General features: G+C 61.0%; 21 protein-coding genes and 4 pseudogenes. 17 read left to right on the forward strand and 8 right to left on the reverse strand.

Annotated elements, in window-relative coordinates:
- The first annotated feature begins 35 nt into the window (after nucleotides 1-35).
- A complete protein-coding gene (locus HAP41_RS43835) occupies nucleotides 36-611 on the forward strand; it encodes a riboflavin biosynthesis intermediates N-glycosidase (protein WP_166074070.1) in 576 nt (191 codons plus the stop codon).
- On the opposite strand, the gene HAP41_RS43840 is transcribed toward HAP41_RS43835, so the two are convergent.
- Nucleotides 608-1405, reverse strand: a complete 798-nt coding sequence (locus HAP41_RS43840; protein ID WP_166074053.1) for an enoyl-CoA hydratase-related protein — start codon at nucleotides 1403-1405, stop codon at nucleotides 608-610. The two genes, HAP41_RS43835 and HAP41_RS43840, sit on opposite strands and share 4 nt — an antisense overlap.
- 159 nt (nucleotides 1406-1564) lie before the next feature.
- Here HAP41_RS43840 and HAP41_RS43845 point away from each other — a divergent pair, with 159 nt between their 5' ends.
- Nucleotides 1565-2539 carry a ketopantoate reductase family protein gene (locus HAP41_RS43845; RefSeq protein ID WP_166105400.1) on the forward strand — a complete coding sequence of 325 codons (975 nt, stop codon included), beginning with the start codon at nucleotides 1565-1567 and terminating at the stop codon, nucleotides 2537-2539.
- Nucleotides 2540-2542: 3 nt separating this feature from the next.
- On the opposite strand, the gene HAP41_RS43850 is transcribed toward HAP41_RS43845, so the two are convergent.
- Nucleotides 2543-3220, reverse strand: a complete 678-nt coding sequence (locus tag HAP41_RS43850) for an alpha/beta hydrolase family protein (RefSeq protein WP_166074018.1) — start codon at nucleotides 3218-3220, stop codon at nucleotides 2543-2545.
- 126 nt (nucleotides 3221-3346) lie between these two features.
- Between HAP41_RS43850 and HAP41_RS43855 the strand changes: the two genes are divergently transcribed.
- Complete coding sequence (locus tag HAP41_RS43855) at nucleotides 3347-4492, forward strand: acyl-CoA dehydrogenase family protein (protein WP_071916966.1); 1146 nt, start codon at nucleotides 3347-3349, stop codon at nucleotides 4490-4492.
- Between the two features lie 6 nt (nucleotides 4493-4498).
- On the opposite strand, the gene HAP41_RS43860 is transcribed toward HAP41_RS43855, so the two are convergent.
- Nucleotides 4499-5473 carry a helix-turn-helix domain-containing protein gene (locus tag HAP41_RS43860; protein ID WP_071908433.1) on the reverse strand — a complete coding sequence of 325 codons (975 nt, stop codon included), beginning with the start codon at nucleotides 5471-5473 and terminating at the stop codon, nucleotides 4499-4501.
- A 158-nt stretch (nucleotides 5474-5631) separates the two neighbouring features.
- Between HAP41_RS43860 and HAP41_RS43865 the strand changes: the two genes are divergently transcribed.
- A complete protein-coding gene (locus HAP41_RS43865; RefSeq protein WP_166073965.1) occupies nucleotides 5632-6357 on the forward strand; it encodes an alpha/beta hydrolase in 726 nt (241 codons plus the stop codon).
- A 29-nt stretch (nucleotides 6358-6386) separates the two neighbouring features.
- Here HAP41_RS43865 and HAP41_RS43870 read toward each other — a convergent pair whose 3' ends face one another.
- Entirely contained in the window at nucleotides 6387-7271 is an 885-nt protein-coding gene (locus HAP41_RS43870) for a LysR family transcriptional regulator (RefSeq protein WP_166073950.1), read from the reverse strand.
- Nucleotides 7272-7374: 103 nt separating this feature from the next.
- Between HAP41_RS43870 and HAP41_RS43875 the strand changes: the two genes are divergently transcribed.
- The 4 genes from HAP41_RS43875 (at nucleotide 7375) to HAP41_RS43890 (ending at nucleotide 10649) form a co-directional block, all read left to right on the forward strand.
- On the forward strand, nucleotides 7375-7794 hold the full coding sequence (locus HAP41_RS43875) for a DoxX family protein (protein WP_166073930.1): 420 nt from the start codon (nucleotides 7375-7377) through the stop codon (nucleotides 7792-7794).
- A 19-nt stretch (nucleotides 7795-7813) separates the two neighbouring features.
- Nucleotides 7814-8275, forward strand: a complete 462-nt coding sequence (locus tag HAP41_RS43880) for a DsrE family protein (RefSeq protein WP_166073924.1) — start codon at nucleotides 7814-7816, stop codon at nucleotides 8273-8275.
- Nucleotides 8268-8873 (forward strand): TlpA family protein disulfide reductase, encoded by a 606-nt coding sequence (locus HAP41_RS43885; protein ID WP_166073900.1) that lies wholly within the window; start codon nucleotides 8268-8270, stop codon nucleotides 8871-8873. The genes HAP41_RS43880 and HAP41_RS43885 overlap by 8 nt, the downstream gene beginning before the upstream one ends.
- A gap of 165 nt (nucleotides 8874-9038) precedes the next feature.
- Nucleotides 9039-10649 (forward strand): ABC transporter substrate-binding protein, encoded by a 1611-nt coding sequence (locus HAP41_RS43890; RefSeq protein WP_166073885.1) that lies wholly within the window; start codon nucleotides 9039-9041, stop codon nucleotides 10647-10649.
- Nucleotides 10650-10685: 36 nt separating this feature from the next.
- Here HAP41_RS43890 and HAP41_RS43895 read toward each other — a convergent pair.
- Nucleotides 10686-11441: pseudogene (locus tag HAP41_RS43895) on the reverse strand (amidohydrolase/deacetylase family metallohydrolase); the annotation flags it as partial.
- A 205-nt stretch (nucleotides 11442-11646) separates the two neighbouring features.
- Between HAP41_RS43895 and HAP41_RS43900 the strand changes: the two are divergent.
- The 3 genes and pseudogenes from HAP41_RS43900 to HAP41_RS43910 all read left to right on the forward strand — a co-directional run bounded on the left by HAP41_RS43900 (nucleotide 11647) and on the right by HAP41_RS43910 (nucleotide 13433).
- Complete coding sequence (locus HAP41_RS43900) at nucleotides 11647-12189, forward strand: hypothetical protein (RefSeq protein WP_248577156.1); 543 nt, start codon at nucleotides 11647-11649, stop codon at nucleotides 12187-12189.
- A gap of 10 nt (nucleotides 12190-12199) precedes the next feature.
- Nucleotides 12200-12382, forward strand: a pseudogene (locus HAP41_RS43905) (transposase); the annotation flags it as partial.
- 208 nt (nucleotides 12383-12590) lie between these two features.
- On the forward strand, nucleotides 12591-13433 hold the full coding sequence (locus HAP41_RS43910) for an IS5 family transposase (RefSeq protein WP_166073871.1): 843 nt from the start codon (nucleotides 12591-12593) through the stop codon (nucleotides 13431-13433).
- A 161-nt stretch (nucleotides 13434-13594) separates the two neighbouring features.
- Here HAP41_RS43910 and HAP41_RS43915 read toward each other — a convergent pair whose 3' ends face one another.
- Entirely contained in the window at nucleotides 13595-14419 is an 825-nt protein-coding gene (locus HAP41_RS43915; protein ID WP_166073858.1) for a nodulate formation efficiency C protein, read from the reverse strand.
- Nucleotides 14420-16271: 1852 nt separating this feature from the next.
- Between HAP41_RS43915 and HAP41_RS43925 the strand changes: the two are divergent.
- The 6 genes and pseudogenes from HAP41_RS43925 to HAP41_RS43945 all read left to right on the forward strand — a co-directional run bounded on the left by HAP41_RS43925 (nucleotide 16272) and on the right by HAP41_RS43945 (nucleotide 22592).
- Nucleotides 16272-17107: pseudogene (locus tag HAP41_RS43925) on the forward strand (IS5 family transposase).
- Nucleotides 17108-17622: 515 nt separating this feature from the next.
- Nucleotides 17623-17787, forward strand: coding sequence for a hypothetical protein (locus HAP41_RS50835; protein WP_166073835.1), 165 nt, complete (start codon nucleotides 17623-17625; stop codon nucleotides 17785-17787).
- A 388-nt stretch (nucleotides 17788-18175) separates the two neighbouring features.
- Complete coding sequence (tnpA, locus tag HAP41_RS43930) at nucleotides 18176-18634, forward strand: IS66-like element accessory protein TnpA (protein WP_166073826.1); 459 nt, start codon at nucleotides 18176-18178, stop codon at nucleotides 18632-18634.
- A complete protein-coding gene (tnpB, locus tag HAP41_RS43935) occupies nucleotides 18627-18980 on the forward strand; it encodes an IS66 family insertion sequence element accessory protein TnpB (protein WP_166073804.1) in 354 nt (117 codons plus the stop codon). Before tnpA ends, tnpB begins: the two co-directional genes overlap by 8 nt.
- Before the next feature lie 52 nt (nucleotides 18981-19032).
- Nucleotides 19033-20604 carry an IS66 family transposase gene (tnpC, locus tag HAP41_RS43940; protein ID WP_166073793.1) on the forward strand — a complete coding sequence of 524 codons (1572 nt, stop codon included), beginning with the start codon at nucleotides 19033-19035 and terminating at the stop codon, nucleotides 20602-20604.
- 215 nt (nucleotides 20605-20819) lie between these two features.
- Nucleotides 20820-22592, forward strand: coding sequence for a recombinase family protein (locus HAP41_RS43945; RefSeq protein WP_166073769.1), 1773 nt, complete (start codon nucleotides 20820-20822; stop codon nucleotides 22590-22592).
- Nucleotides 22593-22721: 129 nt separating this feature from the next.
- Here HAP41_RS43945 and HAP41_RS43950 read toward each other — a convergent pair whose 3' ends face one another.
- Both HAP41_RS43950 and HAP41_RS43955 read right to left on the reverse strand, forming a co-directional pair.
- Nucleotides 22722-24068: an IS5 family transposase gene (locus tag HAP41_RS43950; protein WP_166053956.1), complete on the reverse strand. Its 1347-nt coding sequence runs from the start codon at nucleotides 24066-24068 to the stop codon at nucleotides 22722-22724.
- A gap of 407 nt (nucleotides 24069-24475) precedes the next feature.
- A pseudogene (locus tag HAP41_RS43955) lies at nucleotides 24476-25297 on the reverse strand (IS91 family transposase); the annotation flags it as partial.
- Nucleotides 25298-25508: the final 211 nt, after the last annotated feature.

The raw sequence follows: 25508 nt of genomic DNA on the forward strand, positions 1-25508 counted from the left end.
GCAACTTGTCACCGAAGTGACGGAAGGGAACGTCGATGCAAATTGAGGACGTTGGGGCCCTGAAGAGCGCAACCGACTCCGGGTGGGCTCCCGAATTTCTGCTGTTTTGGGGGAATACCCCAAAGGATCAAAGGATCGATAAGCACGTGCTCAGCCAGTGGTGGCCGGCAACGTTCTCCGTTGACGCTCGGACATACGCGACCGCCGAACACTACATGATGGTCCGGAAGGCCGAGCTGTTCGGGGATCAAGAGACTCTCGCTGCCATTCTGTCTTCGTCCAGCCCCTCTGAGGCGAAGAGCCTTGGCCGGGCCGTGCGCGGCTTTGATGAAGAGCATTGGATTGCACATCGCTTCGAGACGGCGGTACGCGGCAATTTTGCGAAGTTCGGCCAAAACGCCGAGCTTGAAGACTGGCTGCTGGCGACGGGCGATGCGGTGCTTGTGGAGGCCAGCCCTGTCGACAGGATTTGGGGCATCGGTCTTGCTGCCGACGACAAGCGGGCAAGAGAGCCTCACAAATGGCGCGGACTGAATCTGCTGGGTTTTGCGCTCATGAAAGTTCGCCACTTGCTGAGATCAAAACGGTTGGCGAGCCCCCCTTTCCCCTAGCCGCTACCCCAATTCGCCGCTCGCTTCTCCGCGAACGACGCCAGGCCCTCCGCCGCCTCGGCGCTCTGGCGCTTGACCGAATGCAGGCGCACGAGCCGCTTGTACGCGGCATCGTCCACGGCCATCCCGCCGAACGAGCTCTCCAGCGCGAGCCGCTTGGTCTCGGCCATCGCCTCCGGTCCGTTGGCAAGGAGCTGCTCGACCACCTTGGCGCCGGCAGCCTCCAGCTCGGCGAGCGGGACGACCTCGTGGACGAGGCCGATGCGGCGGGCGTCTTCGGCGCCGAAGCGTTCGCCTGTCAGCGCGTAACGGCGGACTTGCCGTACACTAATGGCATCGCAAAGCTGCGGGATGATGATCGCGGCGGTCAGGCCCCAGCGTACCTCCGTGATCGAGAACACCGCATTGTCCGCCGCGATCACGACGTCGCAGGCGGCAATCACGCCGGTGCCGCCGCCAAAACAGCCGCCCTGCACCAGCGCGACGGTCGGGATCGGCAGGGTATTGAGCCGCTGCACGGCCTCGAAGGTCGCCCGCGACGCCGCCTCGTTCGCCTCAGCCGATTGCGGCCGCACGCCATTGATCCATTTGAGGTCGGCGCCGGCCTGGAAATGCTTGCCATTGCCCCGGAGCACGACGACGCGAAGGTTGGACTTCCTGCCGAGATCGTCCATGGCCGCGAGCACGCCTGCGATCAATGCGCCATCATAGGCATTGTTCACTTCGGGCCGGTTCAACGTGACGGTCGCAACCCCACGCTCATCGAGGGTCCACAGGACGGGGTTGGCAGTCATCGGCGATCCTCCGGGCATCTTGTTTGCCGCCCACTATGGCTGAGGCAACTCATCCCGATCCATATCTTTCCGGCGTAGGGCGGCCGCGTCCATCGCATGGCGGCTTGTGTCATGCTGCTGCCGGGCGACATCACGGGATCAGGGACGGGACATCACACCATGCGCATCTGCATTTTCGGCGCGGGCGCCGTCGGCAGCCATATCGCGGTCAGGCTGGCCCGCGCCGGCCATGAGGTCTCGTGCGTGATGCGCGGCGCCCATCTGGAGGCGGTCCGCGCCAATGGCCTGAAGCTGCGCGTCGGCGATTCCGAGGTCACCGCCAAGGTGAACGCCTCCGGCGATGCGGCCCAGCTCGGCCCGCAGGACGTCGTGATCAGCACGCTCAAAGCGACCGCGCTGACGGGGCTGGTCGCCAGCATAAAACCGCTGCTCCAGGACGACACCGCGATCGTCTTTGCGCAGAACGGTATTCCCTGGTGGTACGGCATCGGCCTGCCGCCGCGGCATCCGACGCCGCCCGACATTTCCTTCCTCGACCCCGGCGGGCGCCTGCGCGCATGCATCCCGAAAGAGCGGATCGTCGGCGGCGTCGTCTTCTCCTCCAACGAGGTGACCGCGCCCGGTGTGGTGCAGAACCTGACGCCGGACCGCAACCGCCTGCTGATCGGCGAATGCGACGACCGCAATTGCGAGCGCATCACCAGGCTTCGCGCCGTTCTCAACGATGCACGGCTGGAATCGCCGCCGGTGGCGGAGATCCGCGAGGCGATCTGGTCAAAGCTCCTGACCAACATGTCACTGTCGGTACTGTGCCTGCTCACCGGCCAGACCGCGCGCGGCGTGCGTGACGACCCGGCCTTTGCCGAGGTCATTCCGCGCATGCTGAACGAGGCCAACGACATCGCCCAGCACTTCATTCCCGAGGTCAAGCGCGTGACGCGCAGCGGCCCCGCCCCCAACCACAAGCCGTCGCTGCTCCAGGATTACGAGCTCGGCCGCGCCATGGAGATCGACGTGCTGGTGAAGGCGCCCGCTGCCTTCGCCCGCACCGCCGGCCTGTCGACGCCGACGCTCGACCTGATCGCCGCGCTCGCGATCCAGAAGGCGCGCGACAAGGGGCTTTATTCCGCTTGAGCCTTAAGCGAGCTCATCGATCCAGGCCGTGAGCGTGTCGAGCACCTCTGCAAGCGCCTCTTCATTCGTCCGGCCGGACTTCTTCAGCACCGCGAAGGAGTGGTCGCCGCCTGCGATCTCGTGCAGCGTCGCCTTCGGGCCGAGCTGCGCGATCACGGGCTTGAGGAGGCCGAGATCGGCAAGCCCGTCGCGCGTGCCTTGCAGGAACAGCATCGGGACCTCGACATGGGCCAGGTGCTCAGCGCGCTCCGTCGACGGCTTTTTGTCGGCGTGCAGGGGAAAGCCGAGGAAGGCGAGCCCTTTGACGTCAGGCAGCGGCGCCTTTGACTGCGCCTGCGAGGTCATGCGCCCGCCAAACGACTTTCCACCGGCAACGAGCTTCAAGCCGGGGCAGAGCCGCGCTGCGTCCTCGACTGCCGCGCGGATGGTGGCGTGGGCGACCGCCGGCGAGTCTGGACGGCCTTGCTTGTTTTCCATGTAGGGAAAATTGAAGCGGAACGTTGCGATGCCACGATCGGCGAGCCCCTCCGCAATCTTGTCCATCGATGCATGCCGCATCCCTGCGCCGGCGCCGTGCGCGAGGACGTAGCAGGCGCGCGCATTATCCGGCTGCGTCAGGATCGCCGAGACCGTGCCGATGCGCTCGATGTCGAGCTTGAGCTCTTGAATTTTGGTCGCCACAATCAGCCATCCTGACAGACGCGTTTCCGGCCGCCTTGGTAGCGTCACCGGCGCAGCCTGAAAACACAATAATTGCCGCCGCCGACCAGCCTACCAAGCCGGAAAGCCGCATTGACCGAGGTGACCATGTCCTACCGCTCCTCCTGGATGACCGAAGAGCTCGAAATCTTCCGCGACCAGTTCCGGAAATATCTGGCCAAGGACCTGGCACCGCATGCCGAGAAATGGCGCGAGCAGAAGATGGTCGACCGCTTCGCCTGGCGCGGGCTCGGCGAGATGGGCGCGCTGCTGGCGAGCGTGCCGGAGGAATATGGCGGCCTGGGCGCCACCTTCGCCTATGACGCCGCCGTGCTCGACGACCTCGAAAGCACGGTGCCGGAGCTCACGACCGGCGTTTCCGTGCACAGCGCCATCGTCGCACACTACATCCTCAATTACGGCTCGGAGGAGCAGAGGAAGCGCTGGCTGCCGAAGATGGCTTCCGGCGAGATGGTCGGTGCCATCGCCATGACCGAGCCCGGCACCGGCTCGGACCTGCAGGCCGTCAAGACCACCGCGAAAAAACAGGGCAATTCCTACGTCATCAACGGCCAGAAGACTTTTATTACCAACGGCCAGGCCGCCGATCTCGTCGTCGTCGTGGCACGCACGGGCGAAGCCGGCGCAAAAGGCATTTCGCTGATCGTCGTCGAGACCGCGGGCGCGGAGGGCTACAAGCGCGGGCGCAACCTCGACAAGATCGGCCTGCATGCCTCCGACACCTCCGAGCTGTTCTTCGACAACGTCACGGTGCCGCCTGAAAACCTGCTCGGCAAGGAGGAAGGCCAGGGCTTTGTGCAGCTGATGCAACAATTGCCGCAGGAGCGCCTCGCCCTTGCGGTTGGCGCGGTTGCCTCGATGGAGCGCGCGGTCAAGCTCACCACCGAATACACCAAGGAACGGAAGGCGTTCGGCAAGCCGCTGATGGATTTCCAGAACACCGCCTTCACGCTCGCCGAGCGCAAGACCGAAGCAATGATCGCGCGCGTCTTCGTCGACTGGTGCATCGAGCGCCTCGTCGCCGGGGATCTCGACACCGTCACGGCGTCGATGGCGAAATACTGGTGCTCGGACAAGCAGGTCCAGACCGCCGACGAATGCCTCCAGCTGTTCGGCGGCTACGGCTACATGCAGGAATACCCGATCTCGCGCATCTTCATCGATTCCCGCATCCAGAAGATCTATGGCGGCACCAACGAGATCATGAAGCTGCTGATCGCGAGGTCGCTGTAGCTCTGTTTATCGCGCACGCCAGTCGCGCGGGCGGCAGCCGAAGCGCTGCTTGAAGCGCCGCGCGAAGTGGGAGAGATCCGAGAAGCCCCAGTCGAACGCGATGGCGCCGATCGCGCGGCCGCCCGATGCCGGATCCTTCAGGTCGGCCGCCGCGCCCACGAGACGACGATCGATCACGTAGTCCGAAAATGTCGTGCCGGAGCGTTCGAACAGCTTGTGGACATAGCGCTCGCTGATGCCGACGGAGCCGGCGACCGCCGCGACCGTCAGTCCCGGCTCGCGCAGCCGCTCGTGAATGGCACGGCGCAGCGCCAGTACGGTCGCGTCCGCAAAGCTTGCGGCTTCCGCTATCTGCGCCCGCGAGCGGCGCGACAGGCTGAGCGCAACGAGATCGAGCAGCACGTCGAACAGCCGAATGCTGTCCTCTTCCGCCATCCGCAATGCGCCGGCATTGAGGGAGCGCGCGGTCTCGACGATGAGGTGACCGACATGGGGATCGTCGGAGACGCGCTCGGCCCTGAAATCGAACGACGGCGGTAGCCGGTCGCGCAAGGCGCGCGACGGCACCCAGAACGAAGCGACCTCCAGCATCGGACCGCGATCGTGCAGCAGCGTCACCACGCGGTCGCTGTCGACGATGCCGACCTGGCCGCGGGACAGGCTGACCTCGCTGTCGCCCTGGAGCATGCGGCAGCGCCCGGCGAGCTTGAAATTGAGATAGAAGCAGCTCTCGCGCGATGCTGCGATATCGGCGCGCGAGCGATTGACGGTATGCTCGGGAAACATCACCCGGTTGATTGCGCCGGCGCCGAGCCCGATCGTCTCCACCTTGGCCGGGAAGCGCGACGTCGTCGCCGACTCCGGCGTCAGGTTCATGAATGCCTGGCAGATCGCCTCGCGGTAATAGGAAAACTGCTCGTCCGGCCGGGTCACTGCGGTGTTCCAGACGACGTGCCGCGGCCGGCTTGTGACCTGCTCCATCAGTTCGCTCCGAGACCAATCCGGTTCAGCGCCAGCCAAGCGGAAAATGGCCGGCCGGTTCACACTTCGCACAACAAGAATTGTCCGCCGCGCCTCGCGAGCGCCGCAAAGGACCCACGTCATGCCGATCTAACCACACCCTCGGGAGCAGCTACAACATGTCGACCTACGTTCTCGTCCATGGCGCCTGGCACACCGGTGCCGAGTTCGAACCCGTCGCGGCCCCGATCCGCGCCGCCGGCCACAAGGTCTATACGCCGACAATCAAGGGCAATCGCCCCGGCGATGCCAAGACGACCGGGCTGAAGGACGCGATCCAGTCGATCGCCGACTATCTCGCCGAAAACAATCTGAAGGACATCGTCCTGCTCGGCCATTCATATGGCGGCATGATCATCACCGGCGTCGCCGACCTCGCGCCCGAGCGCATTCGCCGCCTGGTGTATTGGAATGCCTTCGTGCCCAACAACGGCGAATGCCTCAACGACATGGTGCCGCCGCACTTTATCGGGCTGTTCGATGCCATCGCGGCCGAACGCGGCGACAGCTCTGTGGTGTTGCCCTTCCCGATCTGGCGCGAAGCCTTCATCAACGATGCCGATCTCGAGACCGCGCAGCGCGCCTATGACGTGCTCAACCCGCATCCGTTCGCGACTTTCACCGACAAGATCGCGCTCAAGACCAATCCGGCGGAGATGCCGCTGGCAAAGTCCTATTTCAACTGCACCGAGGACGTCGCGATGCCGCACAGCCATCCCTGGCATCCGCGGCTCTCGGAGAAGCTCGGCCTGTTCCGTCTGGTGCAGGTGCCGGGAAGCCACGAGCTGTGCTTCTCCGATCCGGCGCGGCTGGCCAAGGCGATCATGGAGGCGGGGCGCGACTGAGCTGCGCGGCTTGATCGCGCGGTCGCCGGTCACCTCATCCGCTTGTCGGCGGCGACGAAGTCGATGAAGGTCCGCACCTTCGCGGAGAGATATTTGCGGCTCGGATAGACCGCGAACAGCCGCCCGTCGAAGACGATGTCGTCGGGCAGGACGTGCTCGAGACGCCCGGCGGCGATGTCCTCGGTGACCAGCCATTTCGGCAGGAAGGCGAAGCCCATGCCTTCCAGCGCGGCCATGTGCAGCAGCGTCTCGTTGCCGCTGCGCAGGACCGGGGTGAGCTTGACGGTCTCGACCGTACCGTTCCTGTTCAAGGAGAAGCTTTCGCTTGGATAGAGCGCGTAGTGCAGCAGCGCCTGGCCGGCGAGGTCGGCCGGCCTGGTCGGGCGTCCGGCGCGATCGAGAAAGGCGGGCGCAGCGACCAGGTGGAATGCGACCCTGGTGATGGGCCGCGCGATCAGCGCCTCGTCAGGCGCGCCGGTCGCACGCAGCGCGAGGTCAAATCCCTCCTCGACCAGATTGACCAGCCGACCGCTGAGATCGACATCGAGGCAAACTTCCGGATAGCGGGCCTGGTAGTCCGCGAGCACGCCGGCGAAGATCGTGTTCGCCATCCATACCGGCGCGGTCAGCCGCAGCGTGCCGCGCGGAACGACGGTCGCGTTGCTGACGGCGGCTTCGACTTCGTCGAGCGAATCGAGCATCTGCCGCGCCTGCTCGAAATAGAGCGCACCGCTCTCACTCAGGCTGACGCGCCGGCTGGTGCGGTTGAGCAGCCGCGTGCCGAGCCGCTTCTCGAGCTGCATCACATGCTTGCTCGCCATCGCGGGCGAAATGCGCAGGCGCTGCGCCGCGGTCGCAAAGCTCTTCAGCTCCGCGACCAGGCAAAACACCCTCATGCTAATCAGGGAATCCATGAAATCATCAACATCCAGGAAAGGAACTCATCCCGGAACACATAATGATCAAATAGGGCGAAATCATCAAATGGTGGCAACCCTCGCGTTCTGGAGAACCAGCATGTCCACCACGACCTTTGAGACCGCCACTCCCGGCCGCGCCCTTCGCATCGGCCTCTGGGTCGCGCACTTCCTCGCCTTCGGCTCGGCCGGGCTGGTCAAGCTGCTGACACCGATTCCCGAGCTTGCCGCGATGATGCCCTGGGCCGGCCAGTATTCCGAAACGTTCGTTCGCTTCATCGGGCTGGTCGATCTCGCCGGTGGTATTGGCATTCTGCTGCCGGCCCTGACACGGATCCTGCCGCGGCTGACGGTGCTGGCCGCGCTCGGCTGTTCGGTGCTGCAGGTGTTCGCGCTCGTCTTCCACCTCTCGCGTGGCGAGGCGCCGGTTACGCCGCTCAATGTCGTTCTGCTCGCGCTCAGCCTGTTCGTGCTGTGGGGACGCGGCCGCAAGGCGCCGATTGCTGCTCGGCAATTTTGAGCGGCAGGACAACGCGGCCATGATCCCAGCCAATGGATGGTCCCGCAGGGGCCTGCTTGCGGGCACCGCGATCCTCACGGCCGGCGGCACCGCCGCGGCCAAAGAGGATCGTCTCGCCGACGGCGTCGTGATCCTGATCGACAGCAACGAACCCTATGTCATGGGTCATGCGATCAGCTACTCGGCCAACCTCTCCAGGCATTTTGCCGACAGGGGCGCGAGATTGCTGATCGAGGTCGTCGCCAACGGCAAGGGCATCGACGTCTTCCGGGCAGACAAGACCCCGCTCGTCGAGCCGCTCGCGACGCTGCGGCAGTCGCTGCCCAACCTCACCTACAGCATGTGTGCCTCGTCCAAGGCGATCGCGGAAGCCAAGGAGCAGATCTCGATTCCGCTGATATCGGGCGCCAGCCTCGTCCCGTTCGGAATCGGACGCGTGGTCGATCTGCAACTCAAGGGTTTTGCCTATATCCATGCGTGAGACACCTCGCGAGGTCGGCGCGGCACTGACCCGGCGATCGCTCCTGATCGCCGCGCCGGCGATCCTTGTTTCTCCGCGTGCGAGCCGCGCGCAGGGCGGCAATCCCGCCTGGCCACCGGTGTTCGAGACCGGCCGCAGCCAGTTCACGCAGGTGCGGCCCCGCGCCGCGATGCCGCCGCTGCGGCTTCAGGACCTGCATGGAAAGGACGCCCTGGTGACGGCGAAGCCGGGACGCATCACGCTCATCAATTTCTGGGCGACGTGGTGCGCGGCCTGCCGGCTCGATCTGCCCGTGCTCGCAAGCCTCGCCGGATCGCAGCGCGACCAGCTGGATGTCGTAGCGATCTGCACCGACACCAAGGACCTGCGTAAAATCCGCACGTTCCTCGGCGGCCTCGCCGTGCAGAACCTCGCCTGCTATGTCGACACGTATGGCGCGGCAGCCGAAGCATCCATCTCGGTCTTCACGCTCATAGGCATGCCCATCACCTATCTGGTCGGAACAAGCAACCGCGTCGAAGGCTACATCGCCGGCGCGGCCGAGTGGCTCTCGCCGGCAGGCGCGCGGCTGCTGACATTCTATCGCGAACAGGCCTAGAACGAGACAGCCGGCCGCCGCACCGCCGGTTCCGGCGGTCCCTGCTCGACCGCAAACGACGTCAGATTTGCGAGACAACCGTCATTGCAAGGTACGGCAGCAAACCATACGCTGCCCATCATCGGCAGCCGCCGTCTGGTCTCGCTTGCATCGGGAGAATTGCGAATGGTTCACGTCTCGCGACGGAAACTGCTTCAGCTTGCGGCTGTTGCGCCATCGGCACTTCCTCTGGCCTGGACGTCGGTTGTATCTGCTGCGACCGGAAAGAAGACCCTCAGCGCGGTGATGCAATCGGACCTTCGCGTCACCGACCCTGGCTTCACGACAGCCATCATCACCCGCGACCATGGCTACATGGTCTACGATACGCTGCTCGGCATCGATTCCAGCTTCAAGGTGCAGCCGCAGATGGCCGACTGGACGGTGTCCGCGGACAAGCTGACCTACACCTTCACCTTGCGCGACGGCCTGAAGTGGCATGACGGCGCACCGGTGACGGCTGATGATTGCGTGGCCTCGCTGAAGCGCTGGGGTACGAGCGTCGACGGCATGGCGCGCAAGCTGATGGACTTCACCGCCGGTATCGAAGCCGCGGACGCCAAAACAATCGTCTTCAAGCTGAAGGAGCCCTATGGCCTGGTGCTGGAGACGATCGCCAAGCCATCGTCGGTCTGCGCCTTCATGATGCCCAAGCGGCTTGCGGAGACCCCGATCACCAGGCAGATTCCCGAGCAGATCGGCTCCGGCCCGTTCAAATTCGTCGCGGCCGAATTCCAGCCCGGCGTAAAGGCCGTCTACGAAAAGAACACCGACTATGTGCCGCGCAAGGAGCCGGCCGAATGGACCTCGGGCGGCAAGGTGGCCAAGGTCGACCGGGTCGAGTGGATCACGATGCCGGACGCGCAGACCGCGCTCAACGCGCTGCAGTCAGGCGATGTCGATTTCGTCGAGACGCCGCCGTTCGACATGCTGCCCGCGCTCGAGTCCAATCCGGACATCAACGTATCCATCCTGAACAAGTTCGGCTTCCAGTCGTTCGGCCGGATGAACTTCCTGCATCCGCCATTCGACAATGTGAAGATCCGCCGCGCCGCGATGCTGGCGATCAACCAGAAGGACGTACTCGACGCGCAAATTGGCAATCCCAAATACTACAAGCTGTGCGGCGCGTTCTTCATCTGCGATACGCCGCTGGCGAGCGACGCCGGCGGCGAGACCCTGATCAAGGGCAACGGCATGGCGGACGCCAGGAAGGCGTTGGCCGAGGCCGGTTATGACGGCACGCCCGTGGTGATCCTGGCGCCGACCGATCAGATCCTCCTGAAGGCGCAGCCGGTCGTGGTCGCACAGCTGTTGCGCGACGCCGGCTTCAAGGTCGATCTGCAGGCGATGGACTGGCAGACCGTGGTCACCCGCCGGGCAATCCAGAAGCCGCCGAAGGAAGGTGGCTGGAACATGTTCTTTACCTACCAGGGCGCCGCCGACTCCTTGAACCCGCTGGTCAACGTCCCGATGGTCGGCAAGGGCACGAGTGGCGGCTGGTACGGCTGGTCCGAGGACCCCAAGCTCGAGGAGTTGCGCGATTCCTTTGCCCGCGCGACCTCGCCCGAGGAGCGCAAGAAGATCGCGCTTGAGGTGCAGAAGGAAGCCTACGACCAGGTGATCTACGTCCCGCTCGGCCAGTTCCAGGCACCGAGCGCCTGGCGCAAATCGCTCACCGGCGTGATCGACGGCCCGGCGACGCCGATGTTCTGGAATGTGGACAAGAACGAGTAGCTTCCTCTCCCCGTTCTCACGGGAAGAGGCAAAGCCCTAATTCGGATGCCACCAGCGGCCGCCGATCACGACGCCCTCGGAGACGATCTTGCGATCGCCGATCAGGTGCTCGCCGACGACGTCCTCATAGTCGAACTGGCCCTGCCTGACCGTAACAAGCGTGGCGTCGCCGACGCTACCGGGCTTGAGGCTGCCGAGCTCGGGACGCCGCAGCGCCATGGCCGCGTTCACCGTCGAGGCGGCGACGACGTCCGACAGCTCCATGCCCATGCACAGGAATTTCGACATGGTCGTGACCTGGTCGAACGCCGGGCCGTCGATGCAGAGCTGATGGATGTCGGAAGAGATCGTGTCGGGATAGAAGCCGTTGGCGAGCATCGCGCGCGCGGTCTTGAAGGCGAACGAGCCCTTGCCGTGGCCGATATCGAACAGCACGCCGCGCTCGCGCGCGTCCAGCACCGCCCTCTTCACTGTGCCTTGCGCGGTCGCCGGCGTGTTGGGGAAGGGGCGGAACGCATGGGTCAGCACGTCGCCCGGACGCAGGCGGCCCAGCACCTCCTCGTAGCTCGGCGGCGGATGGTCGATATGCGCCATCAGCGGCATGCCGACCTCGTTCGCGACCTCGAGCGCGATGTCGAGCGGCACGATCCCCGACGTGCCCGAGGAGTGCAGCCCCACGCGCACCTTGATGCCGACGATGAGGTCGCGGTTGGCATCGGCCACCTTGGCCGCCTCGATCGGGTTCATCAGCCGCAACTCCTCGCTCTCGCCGACCATGATCCGGTGCGAGAACGCACAACGCGCGCCAGCGCGGTTCATCTGTTCCTCCTCTTTTGCGAGATTGATCGATCTCAGACTGCGTCCGAGCCTCATCAATCTCTTTATTGGGAGGATAAGCTTCAGCGCAGCGACTTCCCTAAGACGCGGTTAACGGGAGCTCTGGCGTTTTGCTTCTCAAGCGTGCATAATCGGTTTTTTGCAGAGGAGGATTTACTCCATGCAACTAAAGCTCAAGCGCTCACAGCGCGCGGGTGGAATGCTGGGTGGAAAGGTCATCTTTGCGCTCGATGCACGCACCGATCTCACGCCCGATGAAAAAGGATTGGTGAGCAAGTACGGTCTTGGAAAGCTCGTCGTATATGACAGCGAGGCCCGTAAGAAACACGGCGAGGCCGCGTACGGTCATTTCGATGAGGGCGCAAGCAGCAGCACCGGACGCTCGCTTTGGAAAAGCGCTCGCGGCATCGCCAGCGCCGCGATGATGGCGCTTTCGCTCCGGGTCACAGTCGAAACTTTAATGAACGGCCACCACATCGAATGCAAGGATCTCGACGAGCTGCTTGGCGCTGAAGCGGCCATCTTCTGGCGCTGCATGTCACGCCCGCCAACACCGACGATCGCGCCGAGATTGGCCGGATCGCCAAGACGATTCAGGCAGAGACTGGTCAGAGCGTCGAAGTCGCCTTCGTTGACCAGGGCTACACAGGCGACAAGCCTGCAATGGCGGCTGCAGAACACGGCATTGCCCTCGAGGTCATAAAGCTGTCGCAGGCCAAAGCTTCGTGCTGCTCCCAAGGCGATGGGTCGTCGAACGATCCTTCGCGTGGGCCACACGCTTCCGAAGACTTGTCAAAGACTACGAGCGATGCGCTCAGACCCTCGCCGATCTCCACCTCATCGCTTTCGCATGCATCATGCTCAAAAACGTCGCTAAACTCGCCGCTGGTTCCTAACAGCCTCTAGACGGCAGGAAAGGCATCGTCTCTCCACGACTCCCGACTTCGATCCACCGAAGAACAAAAACGCCGCCACGCCAAGCGATTTCGACTTGTACCTCTGATCCCGTTTCCTGAGCCACTAAGTGTCCGACCGAAAAATAAGTTGAGTGATATCAGCGAGTTCTGATTCCATCGGTGTTGCGAAGCATCAAAGGGATCGAGAATGTGGACTGATATCACCCGGGCACAGTTTGCCCGAGAGGAGCTGCGTTTGCCAAGCGACTTGACGGATGCGGAATGGGGCGTGCTGGAGAGGTTGCTTCCTGTGCGGGCCAAGCGCGGGCGGCGCCCGAAATGGAGCTATCGCGACATCGTCGAGGCAATACTCTATCTGCTGCGCGGCGGATTGCCGTGGCGCATGCTGCCGCCCACTCTGTTTCCACCAATGACCACGGTGCAGTACTATTTCTACCAATGGCGCGACAGCGGATTGTGGCAATCGATCAACCACGCACTCCTGATGCTGGCGCGCGAGGCGATCGGCCGGGAGGCCTCGCCGACGGCCGGCGTGATCGACAGCCAATCGGTCAAGACCACGGAAAGTGGCGGCCCTCGCGGCTACGACGCGGGAAAGAAGATCAAGGGTCGAAAGCGCCACATCGTCACCGACACCCAAGGGCTCCTGGTCGGAGCGATCGTTCACGCTGCCGACGTCCAGGATCGTGACGGCACGCCAGATGTCCTGTGCAGCATTCGCTACCGCTTCCCCTGGCTGCGCCATATCTTCGCCGATGGCGGCTATGCCGGCGAAAAGCTCAAGGCGGTGCTGGAAAAGATCGGCCGGTGGACTGTCGAGATCATCAAGCGCTCCGATGCCGCACAGGGCTTCGAGGTGCTTCCGCGCCGCTGGGTGGTCGAACGAACCTTCGCCTGGCTCGGCCGCAACCGCAGATTGGCCAAGGACTTCGAGCGAACCATCGAAAGCGCAACTGCCTGGCTCTTCCTCGCCTCTGTCCAACTCATGACAAGGCGCATCGCAGCGATAAAAACAGCAATGCAATTTTGAGTCAGGCTCTAAGTAACTCTCGCCAATGGTGTCGTCGGCTGATCCAAAGTACGATCTCTGTGCCAACCCAACACGGGTTTTGTGGAGCGGAACCGCATTAAACAGCGAAGCTGCGACCTCATCATCGTCGGTCCTCGAACCATCGACCGTGCAAGCGCACGTTATTTTGATAACACCTTCCGGTCCGCCTCGAACGCTTCCTGATCTTTCGGGCCTGCAAGCTCAAACCAAGAGCCGGGTACATACGTGGCGATAAGCTTGGCAAGGAACGATTGTGGCTCCCAATCGTGCCCTTCGCGCTTCTCGAAAATGATGACTCCGTCACGGGTGAAATAACTAGGCCCAGGAACATTGCAATCGACCGAAAGCTGAACGCGCCACAGGTCGCCCTCCGAAGTCTGTTGTTCGTCTACCTTTGGCGAGTAGTGCACTTGAACCGGTTCGCCGATAGTGCAGCGGCCACGCCGCAGAAGATCGCCCAGCTTACCCTGCGCTGTGGTTACGAAGTTGAAGTTTGCCGGATTATGCAGAAAGCGACGGTTCACGCCGTTTTCGTCGTTTGTTACTTCGTCGGCGATCAGCGAGACTGCGAACGCCTGCCAGCCTAGTTCCATCGGTTTTGCATAGGGCGTCACAATTTTCATTGTGCCATCGGGCGCCATCTCCCAGGTGACTGTATATTCTTCGTTTGTCTTATCGGCCCGGTGCCTGGCCCACGAAAAGATAACTGGCTCTCCCGAGTCGGTCTTTTGACCAACCTCCCATCCCCGAGGAATGAAGTGTGCCACCTTTGCGACCTTAGTGAAGATTTGCTCCGCTGTCTCACCATCCTGCGCTCGCCATGTTGATTTAACCTTGTCGATAAGGGCGTTGTTTTCGGTACGAACGCCATCGCTCTTACCGGCTAGCCCGGCCGGCAAAATCAACCATACACCAAAGCCGATACAGAGACAGAGACAGAACCAAAGCACGCGCCTATCGATCATTTTCCCTTACTCCACATAGCTGAACGTAGCTGGCCCTTGTATCCGCATCAGATTATATTTTGAGGGAGGCCCGCGAGGCACCTACCAGGATTGATTGGCATCCAAACCAATGCCACTCGCACCGGACGGCTGGTAATCTGGCGCGTGCGCCAACATTTTTCTGCGGAGCCCCCTCAAGGAGGCCCGTGGCTATTTGACTGGCCGGTCTTTGAACGTACCGGTCGAATGACGCCTCGTGTGCCCTGGGTATAAGGAAGCGATGCCATGGCTTGGCGACGAAATACAACTTGCCCAGAGCTGCGGTGTATTGACCCGGCCCGGCGCCCGCCCACAGCAGTTTCGTTCTCGGCTGGCCCGGCGAACGGCCCCTGATGCCCCTGGAATTCCATCGTGCAGTCGAAGACATGGAGATATGGAGCGCAAGCAGCGACGACTATTCGTTCGTGATCAGCTTCCAGAGCCCCACTGGTCCTGGCTTTTTCGGAAGGTTGGGCTACGTGGCGTCGTGGCGTCCGCTCGACCCGAGCCGTGGCGCGATCAGGGTTCTAGGCTCGCCCCTCCAAAGCTTCGCTGAGGCCGAGGACGCCTGTAACACCATACTGACTTACCTCAAGGAAGAAACGGATTCCGCTCCCCCTGGAAAACGTGAGTTTCTCTAAATGCCGCAATCGCCCCACGTGCCGCCAAGGAAAGCCGTCCGCCACCAATCGAATTTCGCGCAAGGCAATCGGGCGCCCACGCGACGACCCCATGAGCCGTGCCTCTCTCGATCTCTGTGAGCATCTCGTTGAATTTTTGCGCGACCAGCGCTTTCGCGTTGAATGCCTCTTCGTAAACTCCGGCGATTCCGATATCTGTTCGTCCGCTGAAAGTACGCTGTTGTGCGTGCGTGTCGCGTTCTGCGTCGCCTCATCCGCCCGTATTTTGTAACCTAGCTACAGCGCTGAATATTACCCAGCTCTCTCTAAAGCGGGTGCATACGACAAACCTCTCCGCCTTCTAAACTGTCATTCCCTCGCCCTGACCAGATTGGGTCCGCCATTATGATGGTCTCATCTAGGGTTCTTCGATTCGAAAATACGTTTGCGTGATGTGCGCCGACGTAAGTTGGTAACCTTGCGTTCTGGCCTCCGAAATATCTGCCAGGCGTCGATCAGAGGGGAGTGTAAGGCGAGAACTGATATTAAAATGAGGATACCTTCCCTTGAGACGAGGATGTATTTCCGCCGCAACTTCCACGTCTGATGATGAAACGTATCTCCCGCCCCACCTTTCGATGATATGTTTGATTGGGTGAGTACGGCTCAAGAACCTCTTCGTCGTGGTCTGCGCATCGAGCCACTCATATGCGATCCTGATGCAGTCGTCATGTTGGTGAATATTCTCTTGTCCCTGATAGCGAACTCGCTTCTTGGCTTCCGCTATTTGCTCGGCGCTGAGCATACGTGGTGGCCTTGTTGGTTGCCCTACCGCAAACACAGCGAATATTCGACGGCTCTGAGGCGCCCGGCGGCGTTCTTTTAGGTTTGGCATCCTTCCGGCTCGCCCGGATCCATAGCAGCAATGAATATCACTGATCCCTAATCGGAATTACTACCGATACTGGTAGGCTTCCCCGGCGGGCGTCCGCGACGCCTGGAACGGAAACGTTGTACGGCTTACGTCTAGTTAATCGAGTTCGCAGCCGTGCGTGACCGAGATTGTCTATGTCCTTACGAATGAGACGATGCTCAGCCATTTGCGGGGATGTTGAGTGCTCTGGGGACTTAGTGTCTGTTCCAAAACATGTTGAGTCGAATGAATCGGTTGTGATTCAAGGTGAGCGGCCTGATTCGATGGGGACGCGCCGCCAATGTGGACTACCGAGAACCGTGCACGCTACGACCGCAGCCGCCTGCGCTATCCGAGCGACTTGACCGACGAGGAGTGGGCGCTGATCGCGCCTCGCATCCCGCCGGCCAAGCGCGGCGGCAACAAGCGTACGGTGGACCTGCGCGAGATTGCCAACGGGCTGATGTACATCCTGAGCACAGGTTGCCAGTGGCGCGCGATCCCCAAGGACCTGCCGCCGCGCTCGACGCTGTATGGCTACTTCGATCTGTGGAGCTGGAACGGCACGCTCGATAAAATTCATCACGCCCTCTATGTCGAATGTCGCGAAAGGGCCGAGCGCGAGGCTTCTCCCACCGCCGCCATCATCGATAGCCAGAGCGTGAAAAGCGCTGAAAAAGGGGGCCTCATGATCTCCATGGCTACGACGCGGGCAAGAAGATCAAGGGCAAGAAGCGGCACATTCTCGTCGACACGCAAGGCCTCTTGATGCACGCCATCGTGCATGCGGCGGACATCCAGGATCGCGACGGCGGCGTGCTCCTGATGGCAACGTTGTTCGGCCTCTATCCCTTTCTTCTGAAGCTCTACGCCGACGGCGGATATCAAGGGCCACATTTCCAGAAGGGGCTGCGTAGCGCTCTGAAGCGCGTGAACCTCGAAATCGTCAAACGCTCCGATCAGGCTCACCGTTTCGTCGTCTTGCCCAAACGCTGGATCGTCGAGCGTACCTTTGCCTGGCTCGGGCGATGCCGAAGACTGTCCAAAGATTGGGAATGCTTCAATCACAGGGCGCTCGCCTTTCTCAAGCTGGCCTCCATCCGACTCATGCTGCGAAAGCTATGCAATCCAAGGTAATCTTTCCGGACAGACTCTTAAAGGTTCAACGAGCTCGTTGCTGCTTCGACCTGATCGACACGCGATATTGCCAGCACATGACCATTTACGCGCCGAGCTTCGATCGACCGCGGCGGTACGCTCTCGCCATGAGCGCACGTAGACAACTTCCGCAGTTCATTCACCGTGCCATACCGGATGCAACAGAAACCGAGCTGCTGGAAGCCGCTGAGACGTTTGAGGAGTACATGGACATCGTTTGGAAAATAATAGAGCGAATTCTTGCTGAGGGCATACGACGCGATTCGCCAACTTCCGATCCTTGATTTACATTCGAAATATTCGTCAATGTATGAAATAGTACTTCGCATACGTACGCGTCTCGACAGTCAAACAAGCGAACACGGCTAATCTCTGCAAGAACAAAGAGCTGCGATCACTGCATTCGCGCAGCGCAATATCCTTTCGATTTCCGAATGGTTTGAAGAGCGAGAAACAGCTGCAACACAACGATTGGCCGCGGCGAATTCACCCGGATGGTTGCGGCGCTGAGAAAACAGAAAGCTTCCGGAGCCATCTTTCACAGGATCGACAGAAGCTCCCGCAATCTCAAAGATTGGAGCGCAATCCAAGACCTCGCTGACACCGGCGTCGATACTCGCTTTGCGAGAGAGCATCAATCTTGCTTCAAACGAAGGTAAGCTGACGGGCGACTTTCTGGCAGATCGCACTCGGACAACGCAGCCGCTTTGACGCCCTCCTCGCCCTCGCCGCGGATCCTCGGGGCTGTGCCACCTCTAGCGGCCAGACGCCGATCGGCCAGTCTGCGTTGCCATGAGTTTCGAAATGAAAAAGAAACCTGGCCGAATGTCTCCTCGAAGGACGTGCCAGTTTGGCATTTTGGAGCGCCTAGCGTTCTAACTGTTCGGAAGCTCATGATGCTGCGATGCGCGAGCGCATCCCACCTCGGGTTCATTACCAATCCGACGGCAACGAGTTTGCCGAGCGTAAGCGCGAATTTCTCCGCACCTTTTGCTTTTGAGAGTCCTGATGCATGAGGTGTCCACCAAAATAGGTGGACACCTTGTGATGAGCGACGATGATCAGAAACTGCGGGTCAGGCTTGTCGGCCGGAACGGTCGCCGGCGCTACGAGGCGGCATCGAAAGAGCGTCTTGTCGCGGCCTGCCTTGAGCCTGGGGTTTCGGTATCGAGGCTTGCACTCGAACATGGGGTCAACGCGAACCTCCTTCGGAAGTGGATCAAGAAGCACAGCGCGACCAGGTCGCTGCCGCCGTCCTCACGCCCGGCGTTCATCCCGGTTCAGCTTGAGGGGAAGTCCGAGCGGGACCTGTCGCGAAAAGACAGCGTGGCGACGGTTGATTTGCCGGCTTACGATGAAGTGCGTGGTTCGGAACCCAAAGGGACTCCAGCTTTTTGTTCTCCGGCCAAAGTGAGCGTGTCGCTGCCGAATGGCGTGAAGCTCGCGCTGGAATGCGGCGATGTGGATGCATTGACGGCGATCATCGGAGCGCTGGGCGATGTTTAGACTGGGCGATGACCTGCAGGTCTATCTGCACCGTGAGCCGATCGACTTCCGGGCTGGCATCAACAGCCTTGCGGTCCTGGTCCAGGAGACGATGGCGCTCGATCCATTCACTCCGGCGGTTTTTGCGTTCTGCAATCGCCGTTGCGACCGGATGAAGCTTCTGTTCTTCGATCGGTCCGGCTTTGTACTGGTCCTGAAGCGGCTGACCGAAGACAGGTTCCGATGGCCGCGCCGCCAGGAGGCGATCGTCACGCTGACGACGGAGCAATTGCACTGGATCCTTGACGGCATCGATATCGATGCGATGGTCCGCCATCCGGTGCGGCAATATCAGGTTGCCGGCTGAGCTCTCGAGTTGAGCGGTTGACGCGTCGGTACGGTTCAGATTCAAGAATTCGATGAATCGAACCGGCGATCCGAGTGTTGAAGTGCTGTTGGCACGCATTGCTGCGCTGCAGGCGGAGAACCATCAACTCGCCGACCGCGTCGCCAAGCTCGAGGAAGAACTGGCGCTGGCACGCCTGCATCGTTTTGCGCCGCGCAGCGAAAAGCATGTTGATCGTCTCTTCAATGAAGCCGAGCAGGCCTCCGATGAGGAGGACGCCGGCAGTGAAACGAACAATATCGCCGAACTTCCGGACACGGGCTTGCCACCCGTCGAAAACACAATGGGAAAGAAGCGCGGCCGCAAGCCGCTGCCGGGGAACCTACCTCGTGAGCGCGTCGAGTATGACCTGTCCGACGATCAGAAGGCGTGTCCTTGCTGCCGTGGCCAGATGCATCGCATGGGCGAGGCTGTCACCGAGCAACTTCATATCGAGGTGAAGGCGAAGGTTTTACAGAATGTGCGCTTCAAATATGCGTGCCGCCATAGCGATCGCACCGGGATCCACGCCCCTGTCGTGACCGCGCCGATGCCGCCGCAACCATTGCCGGGCAGCGTTGCCACGCCCTCGACGCTGGCGTTCGCGCTGGTTCACAAATATGTCGATGGCACGCCGCTCTACCGCCTGGCGCAGGCCTTCGAACGTGCAGGTGTTCCTGTCAGCCGCGGCGCTTTGGGCCACTGGGTGATTGGCTCGAGCGAGAAGCATCTGCATCGCATCTACGACGCCCTGAAGCTGCGGCTCAGATCACAACCTCTCATCCATGGCGACGAGACAACGGTTCAGGTCCTCAAGGAGAAGGACAAACGGGCCACCAGCACATCGTACATGTGGGCTTATCGCAGCGGCAAGGGCAGCCACGAGCCGATCGTTCTTCTGGATTATCAGCCGGGCCGCGGCCAAATCCACCCGCAAGCCTTCCTCGGCGATTACCGTGGCATTGTAATGAGTGACGGCTATACCGCATGGCGCACGCTGGAAGGGGCCACCCACATTGGATGCATGGCCCACTCCCGGCGGCGCTTTGTCGATGCCCTCAAAGCCAGGAAGAAGGGCGGCGGTCCGCCCGAGCAAGCGCTGCGGTTCTTTGAACAGCTCTACCGGGTTGAAAGGCGGGCGTGGGACGGAATACCGGAGAAGGGTGAAACACAGGCCTACTGCATTCGCCGCTTCCGCCAGCAACATAGTGTCCCCATCCTCAATGCTCTCAAAGTATGGCTCGATGACATGGCCCCGAAGGTCTTGCCTGACAGCAAGCTCGGCGACGCCGTATCCTACACCCGAAACCAATGGGAATATCTGACGCGCTACACCGGGGACGGCAGCATGCCGATTGACAACAATCTTCTGGAGCGCGACATCAGGGTTTTTGCAACTGGCAGGAAGAGTTGGTTGTTCAGCGATACCGTGGACGGAGCCAAGGCCAGTGCCGTCGTCTATAGCCTGATGCTGACCTGCCGCGCCTCACGTGTCGAGCCGTTAGCGTGGTTGCGCCACGTCCTCACCGAATTGCCTCAGCGCGCCGGCGACGCCGATATTACAGACCTGCTGCCCTTCAACTTCCACAAAGCCGCCACTGCCTGAACGGCTCGGTATCGCCCGATACCAGGGCAATCCATCAAAACCGCCGGCGTGCGAAGAAAATCGCGCTTACTGCCGAGCAGCAACGGCACCTCGACAACGCTTTCGATCTTCTTTTCGCTGAGGTATCAAAGAGGCACCTTAAGCCTTCGCAGCCTGACGCACAAACCGACTCGACGCCCACCGCGTCGCGGGAGTACAATTGATCCATCTGCTTTATGAGCCCAAACGTACGCTTACCGGCGACAAAACTAGTAGCCATATACGCGAGAGTCTCAACTGCGCGACAGGAAGAAGACGGCACAATCGAGACACAGCTTAGAGCTCTACGAGAATTCGCGCAGCAGAACGGTTGCAATATCATCCAAGAATACACCGACGATGGTTGGAGTGGAGACATTCTCGCGAGGCCGTCACTTGATCAGTTGCGCTCCGATGCCGCTAAGAAAATCTGGGAGGCAGTCCTCATTTACGATCCCGACAGATTGGCGAGGCGATATTCATACCAAGAGCTTGTGATGGACGAATTGAGGGAACGGCAAATCGAGGTGCTATTTGTCACCGTCTCAGCGCCAAAAAATAGCGAGGAAAAGATCCTGCATGGTGTTCGAGGCCTATTCGCAGAATACGAACGAGCAAAGATCGCCGAGAGATTCCGGCTAGGCAAGCTCCGGAAGGTGAAAGACGGGCACATTCTACTGAGCGAGGCGCCCTACGGCTATGCTTATATTCCAAATCGTGGCGATCAACACGGTTATCTGGAGATTTTAGATCAAGAAGCCCGCATTGTAAAAATGATATTTGAATGGGTCGCCAATGAGTTTTTGACCATAAGGCAAGCTGCGCGGCGTCTCCAGGAGATGGAGATTCGCCCCCGAAGGAGTCGGCGTGGCGTCTGGAGCACAAGCACCCTTAGCACTCTTCTCCGCAATCAAGTCTACATCGGGGAAGCTCACTGGGGGCGCTCCTACGCAGTTGCGCCGCAGCGTCCGCTTAAGAACGTTACTTACCGAAAGATAAAGAAAACCAGCCGTAGAGTGCGCCCCGAAGCAGAATGGGTCACCATCAATGTTCCCGCGATCATTGATCGACAGTTATATGATCGGACGCGGGCCCAACTCGACGCGAACTATGCACTGTCGAAGAGAAACAAGAAGAATGAGTACCTACTTGCGGGAAAGATTCGATGCACGTGCGGCAGAGGAAGGAGCGGGGAAGGCCCGCAGGGCGGCAAGCACCTGTACTATCGCTGCATTGACAGGGTGCTGACTTTTCCGCTTCCTCCAACATGTACGGAAAAAGGAATAAACGCGCGCGTTGCTGACAGGCTCGTTTGGGAGACGATCGTGCGCCTAATGAATTCAGAAGAACTACTCTCTGAACAGGTCCGTCGTTGGTTCGGAGCTCGAGAAGCGAAGATCAATTCATCTCGTGCTGACATAGCGGCCATGGGAAGAGAGATGGATGGACTGAAAACATGCGAGGATCGATACAACAGGGCGTATGGCGCAGGCCTTCTCACAGTTGAACAATTGCGAGAATATACGGCTCCATTGCAGGAGAGGATCTCTTCGTTAAGGCGCCAACTGGCAAACTCGCAGCAGGAGGCGAATGCATATTGCGGCGAAATGCCGAGCGACAATGAGATCAAGGAGTTCTCGGAAGCGGCACGAAGTACACTTCAAAACTTGAATTTTCACGCTCGACGAGCGATACTAGTAAACACGGTAGAAAAAATCGTGGGAACGCAACAGAAATTGGACGTTTATGGATGCATCCCAATAAGAAATCATGTCGAACTCTGTTCTAGCGATAGGCATCGTCTGAACGCAGACCAACATACCCATTCGCTCGAAATTCCATTTCAGCTACAAATCCAGCTGCCGCCTCCCCGAACCACTCGCAACATAGTAGATCGCGACGAGGCAGGTCGAATTGTTAGATCCGTTCCGCCAATGGCTGACCGCTCGGATTTCCGTCTAGCCGCGTAGCTCAGCAGCAGCACATCGTTAGGCTACTCGTTTCCTATCGATCCAATTCGCCGCGTGCGCTCAAGCTCGCGCGACCGAAGTGTTTGTTGCTTGAGCGGCTTGCGATCCTCCGCCTTATCTCGTCGTCCGTTAAGAATCCGAATTGAGCGGGATGGGACATGTGAACGTGCGCCATATCCGGATCAGGAACAGGTCCAAGAAATCTCTCAGCCAGGCGAGGATGCGGCGGAAGTTGTGGCCTACGGCGGAGAGGACGACGTTGGCGGCGTCTCCTGCGCGGCCTTTGAGGTAGCAGCGCCCGAGGTGACCTTCGGCCTTCAGGTGTCCGATGATGGGCTCGATGGCGGATCGGCGGCGCAACTCGCGCTTGATGATCCCGAAGACGCCGCGCTTCTGGCCGGAGATGAAGACGCGACGTGGATTTTGAGCGTCGTGGCCGCGATACCCCTTGTCGACATAGGCCCGCTCGATCGGACAGCCGGTGAGTGCCTCGGTGCGGTCGATGACGTCGCGCAGGGTGTGACCGTCATACGGATTATCGGGCAGCGCCCTGACGTGTAGCACGAACAGACCGCCGGGAGCTCGGCGGTTGTTGGTGACGATGGAAGCCTTGACGCCGAACTCGTACGGCGCGGAGGCCTTGCCCTTGCCGATGCACTCCACCTCCGGGGCATGGAAAGAATAAAGCTTCCAGCCGCGTTGGCGCTGCTGCTGCGAGCGGATCTGGCTGGCCCGGCCAAGCGGAAGGGCGAACGCCTCCTCCAGGGCTGGCTGGCCGTCGATCTTGCGGCGGATATCGCGGATGATCCGGCCGAGCCTTGAGCGCAGGATACGCAACTGCCGCTGATGCCGCCTGAATTGTTTGGCATGGGCGTAGCGGCCCGCCATCATCGCGGCGGCCTTGGCGATCCGAGAATAGGACTGCCGCAGCCTGACGCCGTGCCTTCTCGCCAGGCGATTGAGCCCCTTGATGGCCGCATGCAGCAGCTTGGCGTCGGTCGGAAAGGTGATGGCCTTTGGCTGCACCGTGGTATCGACCGTGACCCGCTTGAGGTCCTGGCCGCGTAACGCGCCGGCCTCGTGCGCCACCCGCAGGCTCTCGGCCAGCAGCAGTTCCAGCTTGTCGCCGAGCCGCTTGCGCCAATGGCTCAGGTCCGATCGCTCGTGCGGGAAGGCGTGCTGGAAGAACTCTTCGCCGGTGAAGTACTGGAAATACGGGTCGTGGACCCAGCGCTCGCAAATCCCCTCATCGGACAGCCCGTAAATCTGCTTGAGCAACAGCAGCCCGATCATGAAGCGGGTCTCGATCCCCGGCCGGCCGTTCTCGCTGTAGAGCGGCGCGATCTCGCCGTCGATCCAGTCCCAATCGATCTTGCCGGCCAACAGAACCAGCTCGTGCTTCAGATTGATGATCTGGTCCAGCCGCGCCCGGAACAGGTCGTTCGATCCCGTCGTCTTGTGCTTCTTCGGTCGCATCGTCCCCTCCGATGCAACACAGAATCATGGTCCGCTGCGAAAGGGAATCTGGAGGGTTCTGTGAGGTCGCGCTCACGCGAGGGCGCGGCAGGCGCTTATGACGCGACCTCATTGAAGCCGGATTGAACGAAGGCGCGGGAGGCTATTCGCGGTTTTGCAGCTATGGGGATTGTTCGAGATCGCCATGCCCGATCTGCTGGCTCGGCGCGTGAGGCAGAGACACAGGAGTGCGCATCCTGGAAGAGTTGAGATCAGACGCGCTTCGCCTGAGATCGCGATAGGCCTTTTGCTGCATCGGACGGTTGTTGTCGCGCAGTGTGACAGCACGGATTCGACATCGTCCGCGATGATCGAGACGCTGGGAGCGAAATGACGAATGATGATCGTCGTGCACGACATGACTTGGCTCACGATGTGTCGCATCGGAACGGTGATGTTCGAGGGCTGGGGCGTCTGAAGCTATGTCGAAAGCGCTCAATGATGCGCATGACGCCACCACAATCGGGACAGGCAGGAACCTCGGCCCAGGTTTGAGCCTCCGAATCCACAGGCGACGGCTGGCCATCGTTTGGGGCTGTTCGCTCATGATCGAGAAGTTCGCGGCAAAGGGCGAGCTTGGCAGCGCGATGGCGGTTGGCCATGAAGCCGAAGTGGCGGATGCGGTGGAAGCCGTCAGGCGGCGTATGAAGCAGGAAACGGCGAATGAACTCATCGGGCTTGAGATTCATGATCTTTGTCGCGCTGTTTTGGCGATAGTCCTTCCATGAGAAGGCGACATGATCGTCGTCGAGTGCGACGAGCCGGCTGTTGGCGATCGCGACGCGATGGGTGTAGCGGCCGAGATAGGCCAGGACCTGTGCGGGTCCGCCGAAGGGCCGCTTGGCGTAAGCAACCCAGTTGATGCGTCGCATGGCGTCGAGGTGGGCCGCAAAGGCAGCCGGCTCGGCCAGAGCTCCGAGATCGCCGAAGAAACGCAAGGCACCGGAGTTGAAGGCTGCCGACAGACGTTTGAGAAAAAGTGTGCGAAATAGTCTGGACAACGGTTTGACGGCCAGGAAGAAGTTCGGTCGGCAAGCGGTCCAGCGCGCGCCATCGGGCGAGAGGCCGCCACCCGGAACGACGCAATGGACGTGGGGATGATGCATCAGCGTCTGTCCCCAGGTGTGGAGGACGGCGACGCCGCCGATCGCACCGCCGAGCCGGCGTGGATTGGCGGCGAGCGTCGTCATCGCTGCGGATTCCGATTTATTCCGGCCGGGTATTCCGACTTGAAGCCGGCCATCGTTCCGATTTGAAGCCGGCCACGATTCCGAAATGAAACCGGCCGGCATTCCGATTTGAAGCCGGCCGGGTTTTGGAAGTCGGCGTTTTCGTTTGGGTCAGTCCTTCAGGCATCAAGTCCCTCGTTGATCCACGAGGGGAAGCGGATGCCGGCCAAGA

It is taken from the genome of Bradyrhizobium barranii subsp. apii, from assembly GCF_011516635.5.
Taxonomy (GTDB): Bacteria; Pseudomonadota; Alphaproteobacteria; order Rhizobiales; family Xanthobacteraceae; genus Bradyrhizobium; species Bradyrhizobium barranii.